The organism is Vibrio sp. TBV020, assembly GCF_046056895.1.
Taxonomy (GTDB): domain Bacteria; phylum Pseudomonadota; class Gammaproteobacteria; order Enterobacterales; family Vibrionaceae; genus Vibrio.
Window position 1 is genome coordinate 344502 of sequence record NZ_JBEEAQ010000001.1, and the last position, 21304, is coordinate 365805.

General features: G+C 44.4%; 14 protein-coding genes. 3 read left to right on the top strand and 11 right to left on the bottom strand.

Annotated features, from left to right (window positions below):
• Window positions 1-47 precede the first annotated feature (47 nt).
• Genes AAFX28_RS01430 through AAFX28_RS01445 form a run of 4 tightly spaced genes read right to left on the bottom strand, consistent with a single transcriptional unit; the run spans window position 48 to window position 3233 of the window.
• Window positions 48-542, bottom strand: coding sequence for an ATP-binding protein (locus tag AAFX28_RS01430; RefSeq protein WP_408684964.1), 495 nt, complete (start codon window positions 540-542; stop codon window positions 48-50).
• A 19-nt stretch (window positions 543-561) separates the two neighbouring features.
• Window positions 562-1686 carry a sugar phosphate nucleotidyltransferase gene (locus AAFX28_RS01435; RefSeq protein ID WP_408684966.1) on the bottom strand — a complete coding sequence of 375 codons (1125 nt, stop codon included), beginning with the start codon at window positions 1684-1686 and terminating at the stop codon, window positions 562-564.
• Window positions 1687-1695: 9 nt separating this feature from the next.
• A complete protein-coding gene (locus tag AAFX28_RS01440) occupies window positions 1696-2028 on the bottom strand; it encodes an anti-sigma factor antagonist (RefSeq protein ID WP_408684968.1) in 333 nt (110 codons plus the stop codon).
• The gene (locus tag AAFX28_RS01445; protein ID WP_408684970.1) at window positions 1980-3233 is read right to left on the bottom strand and encodes a PP2C family protein-serine/threonine phosphatase; all 1254 of its coding nucleotides are present in this window, start codon (window positions 3231-3233) and stop codon (window positions 1980-1982) included. The genes AAFX28_RS01440 and AAFX28_RS01445 overlap by 49 nt, the downstream gene beginning before the upstream one ends.
• Window positions 3234-3433: 200 nt before the next feature.
• Here AAFX28_RS01445 and AAFX28_RS01450 point away from each other — a divergent pair, with 200 nt between their 5' ends.
• Together AAFX28_RS01450 and AAFX28_RS01455 are read left to right on the top strand one after the other, a co-directional pair.
• Window positions 3434-4426, top strand: coding sequence for a hypothetical protein (locus AAFX28_RS01450; RefSeq protein ID WP_408684972.1), 993 nt, complete (start codon window positions 3434-3436; stop codon window positions 4424-4426).
• 158 nt (window positions 4427-4584) lie between these two features.
• Window positions 4585-9450, top strand: a complete 4866-nt coding sequence (locus tag AAFX28_RS01455; RefSeq protein WP_408684973.1) for a beta strand repeat-containing protein — start codon at window positions 4585-4587, stop codon at window positions 9448-9450.
• Window positions 9451-9576: 126 nt separating this feature from the next.
• Here the strand turns inward: AAFX28_RS01455 and AAFX28_RS01460 are convergent, their stop codons facing one another.
• From AAFX28_RS01460 to AAFX28_RS01475, 4 genes are all read right to left on the bottom strand, one after another.
• Window positions 9577-10290, bottom strand: coding sequence for a hypothetical protein (locus tag AAFX28_RS01460; protein ID WP_408684975.1), 714 nt, complete (start codon window positions 10288-10290; stop codon window positions 9577-9579).
• Between the two features lie 262 nt (window positions 10291-10552).
• Window positions 10553-11866, bottom strand: a complete 1314-nt coding sequence (locus AAFX28_RS01465) for an HlyD family type I secretion periplasmic adaptor subunit (protein WP_408684976.1) — start codon at window positions 11864-11866, stop codon at window positions 10553-10555.
• 11 nt (window positions 11867-11877) lie between these two features.
• Entirely contained in the window at window positions 11878-13581 is a 1704-nt protein-coding gene (locus tag AAFX28_RS01470; protein WP_408684977.1) for a type I secretion system permease/ATPase, read from the bottom strand.
• A 119-nt stretch (window positions 13582-13700) separates the two neighbouring features.
• On the bottom strand, window positions 13701-14336 hold the full coding sequence (locus AAFX28_RS01475; RefSeq protein WP_408684979.1) for a hypothetical protein: 636 nt from the start codon (window positions 14334-14336) through the stop codon (window positions 13701-13703).
• A 221-nt stretch (window positions 14337-14557) separates the two neighbouring features.
• Here AAFX28_RS01475 and AAFX28_RS01480 point away from each other — a divergent pair, with 221 nt between their 5' ends.
• Entirely contained in the window at window positions 14558-15934 is a 1377-nt protein-coding gene (locus tag AAFX28_RS01480) for a DUF3131 domain-containing protein (protein ID WP_408684981.1), read from the top strand.
• 54 nt (window positions 15935-15988) lie between these two features.
• Here the strand turns inward: AAFX28_RS01480 and AAFX28_RS01485 are convergent, their stop codons facing one another.
• From AAFX28_RS01485 to AAFX28_RS01495, 3 genes are all read right to left on the bottom strand, one after another.
• A complete protein-coding gene (locus AAFX28_RS01485) occupies window positions 15989-17443 on the bottom strand; it encodes a PepSY-associated TM helix domain-containing protein (protein ID WP_408684983.1) in 1455 nt (484 codons plus the stop codon).
• A gap of 107 nt (window positions 17444-17550) precedes the next feature.
• Window positions 17551-17907 (bottom strand): hypothetical protein, encoded by a 357-nt coding sequence (locus tag AAFX28_RS01490; protein WP_408684985.1) that lies wholly within the window; start codon window positions 17905-17907, stop codon window positions 17551-17553.
• 246 nt (window positions 17908-18153) lie between these two features.
• Window positions 18154-21057: a glycosyl hydrolase family 18 protein gene (locus AAFX28_RS01495; RefSeq protein ID WP_408684986.1), complete on the bottom strand. Its 2904-nt coding sequence runs from the start codon at window positions 21055-21057 to the stop codon at window positions 18154-18156.
• Window positions 21058-21304: the final 247 nt, after the last annotated feature.

The window sequence follows — 21304 nt, forward strand, 5'->3', positions numbered from 1 at the left end:
ATTATTATTCTTTTCTCTAGCCAAACTTCTTGGTGGAACTCCTTTACTTAGGAAGAAAGTGTCGTGTCCATTAATTCACTCTCCTCAAGTTGTTTAGTAAGCACAAATCGATTTATTCCTTGCTCAGAACTTAGCGTCACTTCATCCATTAAACTCGACACAATCAAGAACCCTCGCCCCGACGTTTCCCAAGTACTCTCATCACTAGGGTCCGCTTCCAAAAAGTCATTCGACATCGCTTTTTGAAAGTCATTAGAGGTCATACTCTCCCCTTCATCAAGGACCTCTAGCGATAGATTTGCTTTGTTTGATTCTTGCGTGAGTTGGCAACGAACGGTGACATCCTTCCCTTCAACTTCTTTATATGCGTGGATATACGCATTGTTTACCATCTCAACAATACATAGTTCTAACTGAGTAGCTAAACCAGGGGACACTCCAATCTTCGACCAGTACTCATTTAGCGCCTCAGCAGCTTGCCTAGAAGCATCGAGTGAGCTTGGGTATACCTGTTCAAATAGTTCACTTTCATTCGTTAACATGTATCGTGTCCCTACTCTGTTAAATGGTTTTTAAAATGTCTGTCACACGGTTGTGGTTCCCATGAGAACGTAAGTTGTGCCATTCAAGATCATCGTTTGATTTGCCATCATGACCAATGCAATAGTTGCCAAAAATGGTTTGGTACTTCACATGGCTGCTAGAGTGCACTTGTATGTAGTCAAAAATCAGGGATTCCTCAACAATACAGCCACTGTCAAGCTGGCAGTTCGCTCCGATTAATGCTGGGCCTAGTAACTTTGCTCCTGGCTCGACTTTACAACCACTCCCAATAACGACTGGCGGCCTAATATCACAGCTATCTAGATCAACCACAGAATTGATACCAACCCAAACTCCGGCTTTAACCTGAGTTCCAGGGATCCGGTAGCCCGGGACTTTACCTTCTAAAATGTCCCTAGTGACGCTCCAAATGTCGGTGATATTACCCACATCAAGCCACTGAAAGCTCATATCGACCGCATAGAATGGGACATGCTCTTCAACGAGCTTAGGAAAGAGTTCGCTACCAATATCGTATTCACCTTCTTTGGGGATATAGTCGAAGATTGCAGGTTCAAAGATGTAAATACCGGTATTAATTTTTGTCGAGAGAGCATCTTCTTTTGAAGGCTTCTCTTGGAAACTCGTGACCTGACCTTTTTCGTTGGTCACCACTACGCCATACTTCTCAACTTCATCGATATGGACGTTCTTTGTAATGATGGTTGCTATGCCACCATTTTTTTTGTGCTGACGAACGGCTTCTGAAAGGTCTAAGTCAATCCACGCATCACCACAAACAACAACAAACGTTTCGTCAAAAAAACCAGAGAACTGTTGAATTTTTTGCATTCCACCAGCAGAGCCAAGAGCCTGACTGTGGTATTCCCCGTCGATGAGCTCACCCTCATAAGAATAAGAAAGTTGTACATCAAAATGATGACCATCACCGAAATACCCTTCGATGACTTCTGCTAAATGGCTGGTATTAATAACTATTTTATTTATATTATGCTGCGCAAATAGCTCTATCATTGACTCCATCACTGGCTTACCCAGTATTGGAATCATTGGCTTTGGGATAGACTGAGTAATAGGGCGAACGCGGGTTCCCTTCCCAGCGGCCAAAATCATTCCCTTCATAACGCCCCCTTAAACAGCTGTTGCCAAAGCTTCGTCTACACTCTCATACGTTTTAATCAGACGATCCATGCGAGTTAATTTAAACAAGTCAAGAACTGGACGTTGAGCATTAGCAACACTAATGTTCTTATCTCTCAGAAGCTTGTAGACACCCATTACGGCCCCCAAACCACTGCTATCCATAAAACGGACACTTTGAATATCCAACACCAAATTGTCAGACAATTTCGGAATCAGTGTTTCTATTTCAGCTCGAAACTCTGGGGCTAACTTGGCATCAAAACGTTCTTCCGTTATTTGAAGAATTGTGCTGTTGCCTTGTTTACTAATTTCATATTGCATTCTGCATCTCCTTTTAGAGGCCCTTTCCATTCCGCGACCAACACACTGACATCATCATCAAAGCACTCAGAATGTTGCCAATCACGTACTTGGTTGACGAGAATCTCTGTTTGTTGTTGGGTTGGATACTTATTTAGACTTTCGATGGCACTGCGTAGCCCGTCTTCAGAAAACTGTTGGCCACTCTGTTCTGCTTCTGTAATTCCATCCGAGTAAAACCAAATTTTATCTTCTGGTTCCAACTGAATAATTGAAGATTGATACTCGACATCTTCAAAAGCGCCCACGACAAAATTGTCATGGCCGATTAGCTCCGCCTGACCGCTGGAACCGTGATACCACACCAATGGTGGATGTCCCGCACAGCAATAAGACATTAAACCTGTTTGTGTGTTTAATACTGCGTAAATCATAGTGAAGTAGAGAACATTGCTATCCCCACTCATGTACATTTGATTGAGCTTGCTAATAACTTCTTCTGGACTGGCGATTTCTTTACGACCGTCAATGTTATTCAAGACAATTGCAGAATCTCCACTAGTGACAGCTAAGCTCGTTTGCACTGAGAACGACATCAGAGCTGATGACACACCGTGACCCGCAACATCAAGTAAATAGAACGCGACATGCTCTTGATCAAGCTGCATATACCCGAGCATGTCACCACCAATCTGGGCGCTGGGTATCGAGATATAGCTCAACTCAACACAGGAGAAGGAATAGGTTTTAGGCAAAATATGTCGAATAAGCTCACTCGCAGAATCAAGGTCGCCTTTGATGGTGTCGAACGCTTCATCAAGTTGTCTATTTTTTTCGACTAGCTCGTTGTGAAGCGCTAAGGTTCTAAAGCCCGCTCGAATACGAGCTTCAAGTTCATCAACGGACGTTTTTTTATCAACAAAGTCATCCGCGCCAGCGTCAATGCCACTTATGATCGACTGTTCATCGCCTTTAGAAGAGAGTAGTACGAAAAAGATATAGCGATTAAGGTTTCCTGATTTCAAATGTTGGCATAACTCAACCCCACTCATACCAGGCATCATCCAGTCGCTAAGCACGAACTGGATGTCATCCGATTCGACTAGAACAGCTAATGCTTCCTTACCACTTTTTGCAGTATGGACGATGTAGCCCCTCTTTTTGAGGACCGAACTCATATAGATAAGTATAGTTCGGTTGTCATCTACTAAAAGAATCTTGTTCATCCCTAACCTTAATTGACTACCCTGACGCTGCCTCACAAATCAATAACTTGCCAAATATATTTTCAGCTTTTCGTTCGCAGGCTTTATAGCTTTAGGTTAGACTCAATCAGTGGCAATGCAAATAGTTTCTTAACAATTTCTACATCTTATCGATTAGTTGTGCTTCTGATAACACTATAACGTTTGGCTTACTGTTAAATATGACAAAAACACTACGTCTAATACTTGTCCTTCCTTTGCTCACAATGCCAAATGTGAGTACGGCGGATAATTATCTTGCCAATACAGCTCAACATGCCCCACAGCCTAAAGAAAACGTATTCGTCACTGATGAAACAGCGCCATCACCCGTTTCTCACGACGAATCTCCTTTAGATGAAGTGTGGAAAGGGGTTAGCAGCTCTTTTGAATTTCCATTTCAAGATTGGCAAGATAAAGAGCTATTCGATGGTTTAAGTGGCAATATCGGGTATCACCACCCCATCGCTCAGACAGAATCTGCCAATATTCCAGCAGGCAGTACGCAAGGGCCAGCGAACCACAACATCACATCCACACTCTCACTCAAATACACCATCGCTGGTAGCTGGTTTGTGTCTGGAACGGTTTACTACTATTGGGATAAAGACCAGAAACAAGATTGGAATCCAGACTTTACTTATGTCTTCGGCTATAGCGATTGGCGACCATATACTTTTAGTTTGGTTTACTCCAACTATGGTGGAAATCGTTTCAACCCTGAGCCCGGTCAGAAGATAACTGAGTTTGATCAAGGAACATGGGCGCTTGGTTGGAAGTTCCCTATTACCTCTCCCCTCTTAGACTGGTTAAGCTTTACAGACGATGGTGCCATTGGCTGTCAATTTGACTATAACCTCACCCCCGAATTCTTCGATTTGGCAACGATCTCCTATATGAAAAACCACCAAACCGTCAGCTTAGGATGCAAATATTCTATTTTTGGCAATTGGTATATTAATGGAACCGCGTTTTACTATTTTGATAAATCCCAACAACAGCCTTGGAACCCAGACTATACCTATGGTTTCGGCTATTTTGACTGGCGACCTGGTACCATCACTTTGCAATATAACAATTATTCTGGGAATCGTTGGAATAAATCAGAAAGAGGACAAGACACCGGCCGCTTTAAAGATGGGGCTATCACAATAGCCTTTAGCTTCGCCTTTTAGCCCTTATTCCATAAGGACGTATAAACTTTCGTGGTAATCCTGCAGAACGAGTCTAATCTTTACCTATAACAACAAAATATGAAACTGGCATCATAAATGCTATTTCAATAATAAATCCGCTTGTTGGTTTAACTTAAGTAATGGCTAGGAGAAATCTCATGGAAGGTACTAAACACGATGACGTTATTGTAGGCACTGCACAAGACGATTCTGTCAACAGCCGCGCAGGTAACGATGATATAGAAACATTAGGTGGGAACGACTTCGTTGCTGCCGGTGAAGGTAGCGACACGATAAAAACGGGAGAGGGAGCTGATACCGTTCTTGGTGATGTCGAGTATGAACTCACTCAAGCTAATCCTGATGTGGCTCAAGGCGATGACTCATGGGGAACGAGTCATACTGTCTATGAATTTGAACAGAAATCTGATGGACAACAAACGTCCCATTCAATAAAGCTCGATAATTTTGCTGTCAACCAATCCGTAAACACTTCAACATCTGCAGCAGGCTTTTCTGACTATGACGCCATTACGGTTGAATTAACAGATGAGGAAGGCACTATCATTGCCACTCAATTAGTTCAAGTGAATGCGGATGGGACTATCGATGTCGACATAGATATTCCTGAATCCTCTATTGTCGGCAATGGTGAAGTCACTTTCCGATTTTTAGATCAATCAAACCAACCGATTACCTCACTCACCGATATGGATATCCAAGTTCGTAATATATACGACGATACCATTGACGGGGGTACCGGAGACGACATTCTAAAAGGTCAGCAAGGTAACGATACCATTTATGGTGGCTCTGGTAATGACTTCCTTGATGGTGACATCAACGATGACTCACTTCATGGCGGTTCAGGTGACGACGTACTGGTTGGTGGTAGCGGAGACGATACGCTTTATGGAGACACTGGCAACGATACCTTACTCGGTTCAGATGGGACAGATGAAATCCATGGAGGCGAAGGAAATGATCTCCTTATGGGAGAACTGGGTGACGATACCTTACACGGTGGAATTGGGGACGACACCTTAATCGGCGATGATGGGACAGACCAATTATACGGTGGTGAAGGCAACGACAAGCTATTCGGGGGTAAAGGCAGCGATTATCTAGAAGGCAACAGTGGCAACGACGAGATTCACGGCGAAGAAGGCGACGATCATATTCTCGCAGGTGAAGGCGATGACTTTGTTTTAGGTGGTGCTGGTTCTGACACAATCTCTGGTGCACAAGGCAATGACCTGTTACTCGGTGGCGACGGCAATGACCAAGTTTCAGGCGGAGAAGGACACGACACCCTAGTTGGTGAACTCGGAGACGATACCCTTTCAGGCGGCGAAGGGCACGATACCCTCTTCGGTGATTCTGGTGACGATACCTTAATTGGTGGCACAGGTAACGACCAACTATTCGGTGGTGAAGGTAATGACACCATTGATGGAGGCGAAGGCGATGACATTATTCACGCCAATGAAGGGGTTGATACCATTACAACTGGCGCTGGTGATGACCAAGTATTTGCGGGGTCTGGCGATGACATAATTGATACCGGTGACGGTGCGGATACGGTTTACGGCGAAACAGGCCATAATACCATTTCAACAGCGTCTGGAGATGACACCGTCTACACCGACGCTGGGAACGACAATATTGATACAAGTACTGGCCACGACACAATTTATGCAGGCGACGGTGACAATTCCATTTCTTCTGGCGCTGGTGATGATCTCATGTATGCGGGATCTGGCAGCGATTCTATCGACACAGCCGAAGGTCACGATACTGTCTATGCTGGTGACGGCGACAATACCATCTCAACGGGTACTGACCACGACACTGTTTTTTCTGGCAGCGGTGTAGACAACGTCGAGCTAGGTGAAGGCCACGACAAAGCCTTTACCGGAGGTGGAGACGATACGATCCAAGCTGGTGCAGGTAACGACCAAATATTTTCAGGAGCCGGAGACGATACCATCACAGGTAACTCTGGTAATAACCAGCTCTTTGGTGAAGCAGGCAATGACACTATTGAAGCGGGCCTCAATGCGAGTGAGCTCTATGGTGGGTCTGGCGAAGACACCTTAATTGGCTCGACAGAGAGCGATAAATTGTACGGCGGCTCTGACAACGACACCATAACTGCAAATGCTGGTGACGATATCGTTGAAGGGAACAGCGGAGATGACAACATAAACCTTGGGCTTGGCCACGACGTCGCATTCGGTGGTGAAGGTGACGACTCTATCACTGGCGGTGAAGGTAACGACACACTCATTGGCGACAAAGGTAATGATGTTCTTCTTGGTGATGCGGGCGATGACGTTCTAGTCGGTGGCCAAGGTGACGATATTCTAGACGGCGGCACAGGGCGAAGTGAAATCTATGGTGAAGACGGTAATGATCGCCTTATCAGTGCACTTCAAGACGACCTATTGTCTGGCGGCGCCGGGGATGACGTTATCAGCTCAGGGCAAGGTGCGGATACTGTGTTTGCGGGGTCAGGTAACGACCAAATCGACACTGGTGAAGGCGCAGATACCGTCTATGGTGAGTCAGGTAAAAACACTATTTCCACGGGCCTAGGAGACGATATTGTTTATGGTGGTATCAATGCCGATACAGTGGACTTAGGTGAAGGTAATGACCAAGCCTTTGCAGGCGATGGTAACGACAGTATTGAAGCTGGTGCTGGTGATGACCATATCGACGCGGGCTCTGGTGATGACATAGTTCAAGGCGGTGCCGGTAATGATGCTCTATTTGGTGGAGCCGGTAACGACGAACTGATTGGCGGCGCTGGCTACGACTTTATCGCTGGGGGTGATGGTGATGACATTATTACCGACGATGGTCAAGATACCATTTTAGGCGAACAAGGTAACGATACGCTCACCGCTGCCGCAACCGGAAGCCACAACATCTTCGGTGGTGAAGGCAATGACACCCTTATCGGTAGTAACGCTAGCGATACCCTATATGGTGGCGCTGATGACGATACCATCACTGGGGCTGCAGGTGACGATACTCTCTATGCTGGTGATGGCAGGGATAATGTTGATGCAGGTATTGGCGATGACACCGTCTACGGCGAAGCTGGTGATAATCAAATTTCTCTCGGCGAAGGTGAAGACACCCTATTCGGTGGCTCGGGCGCTGATACCGCGACGGGTGGCAAAGGTAACGACACGCTTTACGGTGCATCAGGTAATGACGACCTATCTGGTAACCAAGGTGAAGACTTAATCGATGCTGGTGAAGGGAATGATACGGTTTCTGGCGGTGACGACAATGACCTAATCTTTGGTGGCGCTGGCAATGACTCACTATTTGGTGACAAAGGTGACGACCAACTCTACTCCGGCACAGGTAATGACGCTCTTTATGGTGGTGAAGGTGACGACAAGCTTCTTGCTGAAGGAGGAACCAACACCCTATCTGGCGACGTTGGCGATGATATTCTTCTTGGCGGTTCAGGCGCTGACACCCTACTCGGTGGCTCCGGCTCTGATTACATCGAAGACAGCTCGGACAACAATACAGTAGATGGCGGTGAAGGTGCTGACAACATCAAACTCAGCGGTGCAAGCAACACAGTACTCGATGGAGACGGCAGCGATACTATTTCTGTCCTAGGCGCAGGCTCCAATACGATTGACGGTGGTGCCGACAACGATTCAATCACAGCATCAGGTGACAACAACAATATCTCCGGCGGTGATGGACAAGATACTATTTCCGTAACTGGTTCTGGCTCAAACGTCATTGATGGAGGTGAGGGCAATGACTCTATATCAATCGAGGGCGGTACAAACCAAGTTAAAGGCGGTCTAGGTAACGACAGCATTACGATTAATGCGGGTACCAATACCATTTCCGGCAATGAAGGGAACGACAACATCACTACCGGCGGTGGTTCAGACATACTACACGGTGACGAAGGTAGCGATACCCTCTCAGCTGGATCAGGTTCAGACCAACTCTTTGGTGGCGCTGATAGTGACAAACTTTACGGTGGTTCTGGTGATGACCAGCTTGAAGGGGGTGAAGGTAACGATTCTCTCTGGGGTCAGAACGACACTGACACATTGAAAGGCGGTGCCGGTGACGATTACCTGTCAGGGGGCTCAGGTAACGATACACTTTACGGTGACGAGGGCAACGACAAACTTAAAGGTGATTCTGGTAATGACACCTTATGGGGAGGAAGCGGCAGCGATACTCTTCAAGGTGGCGGAGGCAACGACACCGTATTTGGTGAAGACGGAAACGACTCACTTTCAGGGAATGGAGGTAATGATATGCTTTACGGTGCAGAAGGTAACGACACTATTGCTGGTGGCTCAGGTGAAGACTATGTTTCAGGTGGTGAAGGCAACGATGTGTTAAGCGGAAATGACAATGCAGATACCTTAGATGGCGGTGTTGGCAATGACCGACTATCAGGTGATGCTGGTAACGATGTGCTCTATGGCCAAGTAGGTGACGACATTCTAGACGGTGGTGATGGTGTTGACAGACTCTATGGCGGCGCCGGTAACGACCAACTCGTCTTTGACTCCAATGAACTCAATACTGGTGAAAATAACGTAGTTCACTTCAGTGGCGGCTCTGACTTTGATGTATTGTTGGTTAACAGCGATAACCAATCTCAGATGATTGATATGACACACAATGCGTTCCAAGAACTCGAGGGTGTGCAAATTAACTCAAGTGATACGGAATTGTCTCTCGCGCTAGATAAAATCGCCGCGAACAATACAGCGGGCGATACCGCTGGCCAATTTGTCTGTACAGGGGCGAGTAACATAGACGTTTCTGGTTGGGGCTGGCAATTGACAGAAAGCCATGTCGAAATGAGCAGTGACCTAGAGAGTATCTATCAATCAAGTAACATTGATACTGGCTCGCTATACGGCTATCGCTTTGAAAATGATGCAGGCCAAGAGGTGGTTATCTGGAGTGACTTAGATAGTGGCAATATCCAATTCCCAGACTCTACCGAAGTATAATGCGAATGATAAAGCCCGCTGTTGAATTGCGGGCTTTAACTTAAACGTTCAAATAGTTCATCAATATAAATAAAACCCGTTCAATTGAGCGGGTTTATTTTGAGTCAAAGATAATTGGCTAACGCTTTAATTCTCTATACAAATCTCTCGCGTTTTCCTAGCCAATAGCGCGTCGTTAGAAATCACAAAATAGTAGTAATCTTGGCTCAAGCTGCTTTTTTGGATATACGTACGCATGTGGCTCAACATACTTTTGGCCTCTCCGTATCGCTCTAAGTAGGCTTTGTCACAGGTATTTATCACATCAAGATCAACCTGCAAAGATGCAAAGTCCGTCATCAACTCATCGACTCGTTTCTCTGACTCAGCCTTCTCTGCTTGAGCAGAATACTCCCCTTCTAACTCCGATAATTGGTTTGCCAGTTTCTCTTTATTCTTAGCTTCCAGAGTTCTCTTTTCTTCTTCAAGCGCACGACTTAAAGATACCTGGGCATTGGAAGCGACTTTCTTCTCTGACATGTATCTAGAGCGATACGTCATGGCATTTTTTTCAGCCACCGCCAGCAATGCCGTCAGCTCAGCAATCTTCACATCTTTAGTTTCGATCTGCTGTTCTTTATTGCTTAACGTCTGAGTGTAATGCGATTGCTCAATCAACCTAGCCTGATCTACTTCCGTCAGTTCACCAGTTAGGTCTTGAATGACCTTTGTTAGCTTATCTCTTTCAGTTGACACATCAGTCAGTAGGCCTGCAACTATGGCATAACGATATCCTAGATAGCTTGCCGTCAAAGCAGCAGCAATAAACAAAGTGGCTAAAACCGCCGTGTGTTTACTCATAGCTCCCCCTATACCAACTGTTTGTAGCATTTCTGTTCACAACTATGGCAAAAGTATGCTTTCTTATGAACTTTAGCGGCACAGTGTGGACAGCGACCATATTTTCGATTGCTGCTAAACAGTAAAATAATTAATCCGATTGGCCCCAGAACATAGCCCAAAAGCATTCCTGCAACGAGATTATCCGTGCGATATCCCACATATGTGGCAAGCAAGAAAAAACAGCCATAAAAGCTCAACCAAAACACCATTGATTCATGCATTATGATTCCCTCATGGCCTGACTGACACCGCTAGTAATTGGCCCAATTAAGTAATCCCACAAGGTTCTTTCTTCGACCAGAATCAATACATCCGTCAACATGCCTGGATACAGCTCGATGCCTTGCGTCGCTTGTAAGGACGCTAAGTCTTCCTTGTTGAAGCGGATCTTTACCAAGTAACCATGTTCACTTTTAGCCGTATCCCCTGCATTCAACACTCTATCGGCAGACACATCTATGACTTCACCTAGAACAGGAGGAACTTCTCTTGCACTATATGCGGTCAATCTAACTCGCGCATGTTGACCAGCGCGCACGATGTCGATGTCTTTTGGAGGGACGATAGCTTCAACAATCAATTCGTCACTTTCAGGGACGATTTCCATTAGCACTTGTCCAGGTTTTACTACCCCACCAACACTGGAAATATTCAAACCAACCACACGGCCAGCAAACTCACTTCGAATTTGAATTCTTGACCGAACATCTTCAACTTGACTGAGTACTTGTGCAATATCTCGGAGCTCATCATTGACCGACTTTAACTGTCCAGAATAATCCCGCTCTAGTTCTAAAAGCTGACTCTCAAAGGTTTTATGTAGTGACTCTAACTCACGTTTAGATACATCAATAGTGACTTTAATTTCCGCTAACTCTGCCTCAATACGTGCATAGTGCCGTTGAAGCTCAAGCATACGCGTTTTTGACACATAGCCTTTAGCCACCAGCCCTTTCGTCATCTCGATTTCTTGATAGATTAGATCACGCTGGGAAGTAATTGCTTTCATTTGAAACTGATTTCCCTGAATCTTTTCACGATAGAGCGTTAGCTTTTGCTCGTACAGCGACTGAATAAGCTGACGACGTAACATCCCCTGCTCAAACTGCACGTTTTCACTACGTAAAATAGGCGAAACGATCAACGTTTGATCTTGAAGGTTTGTGAGCTCTTTTGGCCATACAACTTGCTGAGACTGACTTAGCAGTGCATTAAGCCGTGCTTTTTGAGCCAGCAATGAATAACTTCTATAGAGGTAACGTCGATAATCAGATTCAGATTTTGCGTCGGAAAGCTCTACCAGCAATTGCCCAACTGCGACCTTTTCGCCATCTTTGACGAAAATCTGTTTGACCCAACCACCTTGTAAATGTTGGATTTGTTTCCGTTTACTTTCGACAACTAAATTCCCTTTGGCGACCGAGGCTGAACTCAACGGCATTGTCATCGACCAAGTGAGAAAACCACCGATGGAGATAGCCATAATCGAGATACCAGCAATAATCAGCTTCTTGGTACTAAATGTTCCATTCATATTTAGGCTCCTTAAGCTTGCTGGCTAGACGGAACCGCCGCCTGCTTTGCTCGGTCGGACGTATTGGCTTGCAAGCCCAAAAACTGTTCACAAGTACCTGCTTTTTCAACTTTGCCTTCTTTAAGGCTAATCACCCAATCCATTTGCCTTAAAAAGCCGGGCCTATGAGATATCATGACTACCGTTATTTTGTGCTCTTTACAGTGTTGAAGAACAATCGCTAAGGCGGTTTCCCCTTCTGGATCTAAGTTTGAGTTGGGCTCATCTAAAACAAGAACTCTTGGGTTAGAGAAAATTGCCCTCGCCAGACCGATTCTCTGTTTCTGTCCACCAGATAACAGGACACCTCCTTCTCCGATGTAAGTTTCATACCCCTCAGGCAAGGCCATAATAAGTTCATGTATACAGGCAAGTTTCGCCGCGGCAATAACATCTTCGTCCTCTCCAGATCCAAATCTAGCGATATTTTGCTTTACCGTGCCCGCTAGCAACCCAACATGTTGAGGTAAGTAACCAATGTATTGACCAAATTGTGCTTGGTCCCACTTTTCAACCGTCGCGCCATCTATCTTGATCTCACCCAAAGTCGGCTTGTGAATACCCATAAGTAGCGACGCTAGACTCGATTTTCCGGAGCCTGAGTTCCCCATGATTGCTAGCGCATTACCCGCCCCCAACTTGAAATTGATTCCTTGTAAGGTTGGAGATTTAGCCTGGGGAAACTTAAGCATGACATTGTTAAACTCAATGTCCCCTTTTGGCATAGGCAACATTGTTCTCTGGGTTTTATTTTGAACCTCAATATTCTCGGTGAGTCGTTGCCATGCCTGATATGCGCTATACCATAGCTTCCACCCACTCACTGCGCTTTCAAAGGGGCTTAATACTCTACCGATCAGTATAGAGCTCGCGATAACAGCACCTAGCCCAATTTGTTGTTGCAGCGCGAGATAAACACCGAAAGTTAGCACTACGATCTGGAGCAGTGTTCGAAAATACCGGCTTAATGCCAGCAATAAGCCAACCCTTGAATTTACTAGCCATTGAAGTTTAAGCATTTGATGATTTTTTTCTTCCCAGACCTCCCCTATCGCCTGACTCATACCCATCGCTTTTAACGTCGGCGCATTCCTTAAATAATCATTAATCTCCATAGCAACTTTTCCAGCCTCTTGCTGAGCGGCCACGCTGACTGATTTGCCACCAACCATCATCACCACTGCAAGCAGTGAAAAAAGTAACACCCCTACCAACGCTACTATTCCAATGTATGGGTGGAGGAAAAAAAGCAATAATAGAAAAAACGGGGTGAACGGAAGATCCAAAATGGATGACGTCGAGGGAGAAACTAAAAAATTTCGGAGGGTATTGAGATCTTGTATCGGTTGTTTGTCTATTCGATTTGATTGAGACGAAGAAGCAACACTCATCGCAAGTAAATGACCGCTCAGTTGCGTGTCAAGCTTAAGCGCCGAGCGCTGCATTAATAATGTTCGTATATATTCTAATAGCGCTTGTGATGTGACTAAGAACAGCGTTATCGCTAAAAGAGCGAATAGTGTTTCAATACTTGCGCTGTTCATCACTCGATCAAACAGCTGTAAACTATATATAGGGACGGCAAGAACCAACAGGTTGATCCCCATGCTAAAGCCAAGTGCCGCCCAACTTTCTTTCTTCACAGCCTCGAACGGACTGCTTATCAGATCTGCCATACCCAACCAACTCATACTGTTGCATATAATTATTATTTGAGTATAGACATTTTTTCTGCTGCTTTAGAGAATTCCAGTGTGTTTAGCTCATAGTTCGAATACAACATATTGAGTGAACACTAAACTAGATTAAAGCGTTCACTTATCTCATAACCTGTCGCTTCGTCGCGAAAGCTTTCTTTGATAATCCAATTAATAGGATTTCTTACCCAAGGTTGTGGGTCTTGCGAGGGAAAACCATCGACAACACGTAATGCAACGACATTAAGACCTAACTCTTCACAAGTGTCGATGCACCGTTGAGCATGCCACGACTGTGCAATCACTAACACACGAGCTTTACCATGATTGTTCAAGGCATACCGTGCAACATCAGTAGTAGTCTGATATTGGGCATTCTTGATAGAAATATATGGAATGTCTTTTACATGACAAGCCACTTCCTGTTGCAAATACAAGTCTAATTGTGGTGCGCATTGAAATACTCTTTCGACTTGAGTCGCGAGCTCTACATTCACGTCGTCGCTGTCACCAAAAGAAAATGCGATAGCAATATCGACATTGCTCAGCGCTCCGTAACTCGCGCGAGTCCAAACATTTGAACTTAGATATTGATGAATACGCTGTTTCGCACCTTCTTCAAGTGAATAAGAAGGTTGCGCATATTGGAACGGTTTTGGATCCGATGCTAGAAAAGAAAGATGCTTAGGTACTTCAAAACCTAACTCAGACACGAAATCAAAGAATTTCAACATAACAAATACTACCCAAACTAAATTCAAGTCCGTTTAGCCAGTTCTGTCCGTTGTTATGCAATAAGTCTAACAGTTTTTACGTACAAGCCACAAGATAATTGTTCAATTTATCATCAACAACCTTAATTCAAAATATGAGTGATCAGTTAGGTTAGTCACGAAATCTTGTATTATCATTACGTTATGTCAAATATGCTTCAAATTGCACTTGGTGGACAATATTGAAACTGATCGAACATAGTGCTTGTATGCTCGCGATTACGCTTATCTTTGTAAGCACTCCTATGAGGAGTGAAGATGAGTTGAGCTTTTACGGTCAGCGAAATGTCATTGCTCCAACACCCAAGACACAAGAAACAACAACTTTTCACCGTCGAGTTATTGCTCCTAGAATTGAAGATGAGTTAGCCGACCACAAAACCGATGACACAATACCTCATGATTTGACTCAACATCGGCCAGCACTGGATGTACAGAGAGCATTAAATCGTAATGAGCTTCTACTTGCCAAGAAAGCACAATACTACTTCCTTCGAAATGAGCGCACAGAAACAGGGCTTTGGGACTCTGTGCAAGGGTACCCCCATACTACCATGTGGGATGTGGCCAGCGGAATTGGAGCTCTGCTTGCTATGGAAGCTCTTGGCCTACGAACGACGTCCCAAACTCACTATGACTTGCGAAAAACGTTAACCACTTTGCAAACCCTTCCCTTATACAAAGATACCCTGCCCAATCGAGAGTACAGCACCAAGACTGGAGAGTCTTCTGGTCGGTTGAGTTCGAGCAAAAGTAACGGCAGTGGATGGTCGGCACTAGATATCGGTCGACTTTTAATTTGGTTAAAAATCGTTTGTCAGCAACATCCAGATTTGATCGATGAGGTCGCGACTGTTGTCAGCAATTGGCAACTCAGCAAAGCGGTTAACGATGGAACTCTTTTCGGTGCAAATGTATATAAGGGCAAGGAGTACTATCGCCAAGAAGGAAGAAATGGTTATCTTCAGTACGCGGCAAAAGGATTCGAGCTATTCAATTTGCCTGTCGACTTACCAGATTTAAATAAGCACCTAAAGACCGTCAATGTAGAAGATATCGATATACAAATTGATACTCGAAACGTACCATTTTTAACGAGTGATCCTTACTTCCTAGCCAGCCTAGAGTATGAGCAAAACCCAGATTGGAGTCAGCTAAATCAAATCTATCAGCTTCATAAGTTTGTTTGGATTACTCAAAACAAAGTCACCAGTTATGCTGAAGACGCAATGAACAAAAACCCATGGTTTGCCTACAATAACATTTACTATTACGGCAAGCCTTGGACCAGTGTGAGCCCAGCAGGTAAAACTATTGAAAACCCTCAGGTACTTAGCCATAAAGCTGCGTTTGCTTTCAGTTCTCTATTTGACGACGAATTTAGCCAAGTACTTTTTAACGAGGTCTTAACCAGCAGCCGTCAATATAGGAGCATTCCCACAGGAGTGTACGCTAATGGTGGGAGCAATTCAGCTTTCAATATTAATACTAATTCATTAATCTTGGTCGCATTATGGTACCGAGCTAACGGCTCTCAACCAATACTTGAGCTCAGGTAAAAAAGTGGAAATTCACAACAAATAGAATCGCCACTTTCATGTTAAATCAAAGAGTTAACGCATATAGGCTTTCAATCGTTGACTCTTTTGAATCAGCAGCGTATCGAACAACATGGCGACGATAATCGTCACTCCAGCTAATGGAAATAACACCCCAACCAAGAGCAATGACCCTAAACCCACTTTCCATATACCATCTAGTTCAAAGCGTGGTGGTACACCCAGTCTACTCTGCTTCACCGGTCTTCGAATCCACCACATCCAAGCCCCTGTCACAGAGATGGCGATAAAAGCAATGCAGAAAAAGACATTAAGCCATTTATTCACCGGACTTAAGTCGCCTTGATGTAAAGAGACACCAGCAGCCATTAGCTTCGCCACTACCGTGTAATCATCCCACGTCACATCAATCAATGTTTGGCCACTGTATTGATCAACGTGTACCGTTCTATCTAAGCGCGGGTCTATCACATCTCCGGCCATAGAATTAGCTGCGATTGTATACACGCCCGTTTCTGACTGAGGTAAGTAGATTCGGTATTGGGTTAGACCTAACTGCTCAGCTTTTAGTGCAATAGCATCAACACTTATCGAGTCATCCGAATGATATTGAGTAAGATCATTTTCTGTTTGATGACCGCCATGGTGACCTGAAGACTCAGGAACGGCTGCCAGTTCTAGATTCCATGGCATTTCTTCCTCACTACCATGGTTTAGATGTTTATGCAGTTGCGTAGATTGCGGCTTATCTCCCCACGTATAGTAAGTTGGAAATGTATTCCATCCTTGAACCATCTTAGCGCCCCATACGCCAGCCCATGCAAGGCCCGACAGCAAAAATAGTAGTAGTATCACGGATAAGGTACCACCCAGATTCGTATGTATATCTTTTATAAGTGTTCGGGTGCCACTGTTGGTTCGAATTCGGAGAAACCCCACTTTCGTTGCGCTATCTCGCGGAATCCACAAATAAATACCGCTTACTAATAACAGGATACCTAAACTAGCAGATACCTCTATCAGGTAATCCCCCCACTGGCCAATCAACAACGTGCCATGAATCTCATTGGCCAATTGATACCAGCTGTCACTACGATCAATCTCACCAAGCACTTCAGCATCATATGGATTGACTGTTACAAATAGAGATTTTCCATTTTCTAGTCGAACATTAAATCGATTCGCTTGCTCCTTGCTGCCTGTCACGATGAGCTGAGTTATCACCGCTGATGGATAAGCTTTTTGAACTGCCTCAAGCTGCGTGGATACCGCTACTTGAGTACTTTGAGGCTCGATGTTAATGAGTGCGCCGTATCGAAGTTCCTCAATCTCATCATCAAACAGCATCACTAAGCCAGTAACACTTAACATCAACATAAACGGGATAACAAACAGTCCCGCATAAAAGTGCCATCTCCATACGAGGAAATACCTAGCTTTACCTTTCTTTTCACCTTGTGACGCGCGTGCGCCATCCTTAGGATGAGTCTGAACTTGACTACCCAACATTTCATATTCCTTTTTGTGCGCAAAAACGCCCCTCTTGAAGTGATTCAAGATGAGTCGTTGAGCTTTGACTTTACTTCGTGGCAATTCGCCTATTGTTTTATTGAAATTTAAGTAAGCAAACTAGATGGGGGCGCTCTTGGGATAGCAATCTGAAACCTATCACTTAGAGCCAAATAAGTGTATTGATCCCCAATCGCTAACGAGGTCTTTCTTATGTATGTGGGTGTTGGAAAAGAATCTTGATGAAAAATCGAAAAGTGACTAAATGGACAAGGCTTGCTGTGCTGAACGTCAGCCTTACCTTCCTCAACTTGTACCAGTTCAAAACCATTGATAGTACAAAGAGTTGCCCATACACCAGCGCTGGCGCCATGGGCATTAATCACAGGCATCAATGTTACAAGCACCCAGCTCAGGGCACTTGCTACTAGCATAGTTCGCTTAAAGTTTGATGCTCGAATCATTATTACTCTCAATTATTTGAGCGCAAATATATAACCACTTAGCAACAAATTCAGCAACTTGCTTTCAAAAACCCAACTCAGATCATGCGATTTATAAATTAAAATCAACCAATGCTCGTCCACTCAACTTCAATAGAAACAAAAAAATTTAGCGAAAGATTGCTGACAAAAACTTACGCCCTCTATCAAAGAGGGCGCATTCTTATCTCAGGCATAAATTATGAAAACGTAATAACTAACAACTAATTAGTCGACTTCATCCCAAGCCTGTTCCCAATATAATCCAGCACCTGGTTCATAAGCCCATTGTTGATCTTGAGATGCTGAGCACCAACCAGAAACCTTACAGCTAAAGTTGCGGCTATTGTGAGTCACTTTATCACCAGCGGCATAGGTATTACCTACTTTAAAATCAGGGTAATCGCCTGGCGTTTTATCGCCACCATCACCGTTACCATTGCCAGAGTCGCCAATTGTGATCCATGCTTGGTCACCGTAAATTCCCGTTGGCGCATAAGCTGCATTAGAACACCAAGTTTCATACTTCTCACACTCATAAACAGTGCCAGAAGCAATTACTCGATCACCAGGCTTGTAGTTGTTGCCAGGAACGTAAGTTGGATAGCCTGGTAATACCGGCGCAGCCTCTACTGTAAAGCTTTGGCTTGTACTTGCCGAAGTACCTAAGTCATCAACCACGACTAGCGATACGTTGTACGCCCCTTCCACTTTAGGAATGAACTGAGCAGTAGATGAAGATTCCCCATCCAGTACTACAGAGCTTCCTTGAGGGTTGCTCACACTCCAGCGATAGTCAGTGATTACCCCATCATCTGTAGACTTAGTGCCATCTAGTGTCACCTGCTTACCTACAACTTTTTCACCTTTAACTTGAATTACACCCTGTGGAGCAACATTGTCTTCAGTATTCGCAGATACATTGATCGTGATTGTGTCTGTCGACTCAGCAAGGCCGTCGCTTACCGTCAATGAGAAAACAAGTTTCTGATCGATATTTTTTAGAACGTCAGTTTCAAGCTTAATAACTTTACGCTTGCCATTATTTGGTAACGGTAGTGTTTCACCTTCAAGTTGCTTCCACTGATACGTTAATTTATCGCCATCCGGATCAGAAGATTTCTTGCCGTTCAGTGTTAAAAGATCACCGCGAACAATATTTTGTTTGCCTTTTGCTTCAGCAATTGGGTCGGCATTATCTCCAGCTAGAGTAATTTTCACCTTGTCAGAAGACTTATTGCCCTTAGCATCTGTAACAACCAACTTTGGCTCAATAGTCACTAGGCGCTTAGCTCCTGATGCGTCACTGATAACAATTTCTGGTTGAGCAGTCTTCGCACGACGTAACTTAACCTGCGACTTATCAATGCCTGTGACCTTACCTTTAGTCCATTTGTATGTGAGCTCACCTGATGCACTTGTAGAATCACTACCATCGAGCTTGACACTAGAACCTGACACTAACTCAGCAACAATATCCGAACCGGCTTCCGCTTTAGTTTCAGCTACGACTTTGTCATCAAGGGTCGTTAGATCAATACACTCTTGCTGCGTTGTAACGTTTTCACCACAGCTATAGATGATATTTTCCATATCAATGTTTGAAGCGTTGGCAGTTTGCTTATAACCCATACCTTCACGAGCCGCATTGAGCATCAAGCCATTGTCGTAGTCAGCCATCCAAGTAAATAGACCACCCAAGCCCATTTCTTTCACGTATTGAGCTTTTAGGAAAGCGGTACGAGGCGTGTCCATCGATAGGAAGAAGTTTTTCTCTTCATTATAGAAGTAATCAGCATTAGCCTCTTTATCAGTCAGCATCTTGTATCCAGGATACTTATCCATTTCGATACCGTTTTCAGGGTCTATAGATGCGAAGTTCACTAGGAAATCTTCCCATTCAGTAACACCTGCTTCCCAAGAGCCACCAACAAGGTTCCCATCGGTTGGCATAGAGTAAGTACCAGCTAAAGGTGACTCACTAGTAAGTTCAGCGTTTGCTGCATTTCGGCTGTACGTTGCGTAACCAATATGGATTGCCTTCGCTGGGATACCCAGATCTTCGATCATATAGCGTACTGACGTATCAGTAGACCACTTAGCATCACCATAAGGGTATAAGTTGGTGTGGTGATTTAGTCCTTCAGCCCATGGCGTACCAAAGAAGTCATACGTCATTAGGTGAATGATATCTAAGCCTGCATCCATTAGACCTTTTAGGTTAGACGCATCCAGTTTAGATTTTGGTGCGCCAGCCGCAATAGCAATCTTCACATCAGTACGACCGATGTTGTCTAATCCAGCACGTAGTTCAGAAATTAACTTCGCGTAGTTATCGCCGTCAGCATCGTCTTCTGTGTTACCTTCAGCACCGCCGCCTCCTGGGTACTCCCAGTCGATATCAACTTGACTGAACATTGGGAAGTTACTGAAAATTTGAACCGTACTATCTACGAAAATTTTTCTATTTTTTGGGTCCTTCGCCATATCAGAGAAAGGTTCTGATAATGACCAGCCGCCAATACTAAACGCTAACTCCATATCCGGATTAGCTTCTTTCGCTTTTTTGGCCGCGCCCAAAAGGCCCGCAACACGATTTTGACCTTGGTACCAACGCTGTGCAAGAACATCCTCAGATTCCCAGTGAGGGTTACCAGCATTAGCTTGGTCTTGATCAGATAGTGCACCATTAACCGTGGTAGCCATATCACCCCACGCGTCTGTTGTTACCACTTCGTAATCAGGAGCACCTAAATATGAACAGATTCTAGCTAGAGACTCAATTGCACTGGTATTCGCAGGGTCACCGATTTCACTACCACACATACCAAAGAATGACAGGACAAGTTTGTCGTAACCGTTCGCAAACTTAGCAATATTTACGTCTCGGCCATATTGACCCCAGTTGGATACATAAGCAGAGATTGGTGCAAGTGAGCTGTCCTTTTGATACTCATTCACTTGATATTCCATATAAGACGTTTTTGGGCCCTTGCCGTCTGCTCTCTCTTTTACTTCAGCCTTAGTGATTACAGACTCATCAACACGAGTGAAATCTTGGGCATTAACAAATGTCGCACCGGTAGAAAAGCTCGCTACGATAGCAGCTGTAACCAAATTTAGTTTATTCATTTTTATTCCTTTAATATTCCATTAATTCTTTACGCGTATTATTTTTCTCATTTAAAAAATTTATAATCCCTCAACCTCCAGCTAATAAACGCAAAAATTCAAATAACTAGTTAGTACTGCTTGGCATAAATATCACGAAACCAAAGTACGTTCACGGAAAGAAAACACACAGCACTAGCTTAAAACAGAATACTGACACATTACTAAAACATGAACGTTCGCCTGTATTCCGCTGAGAGAAAAGATA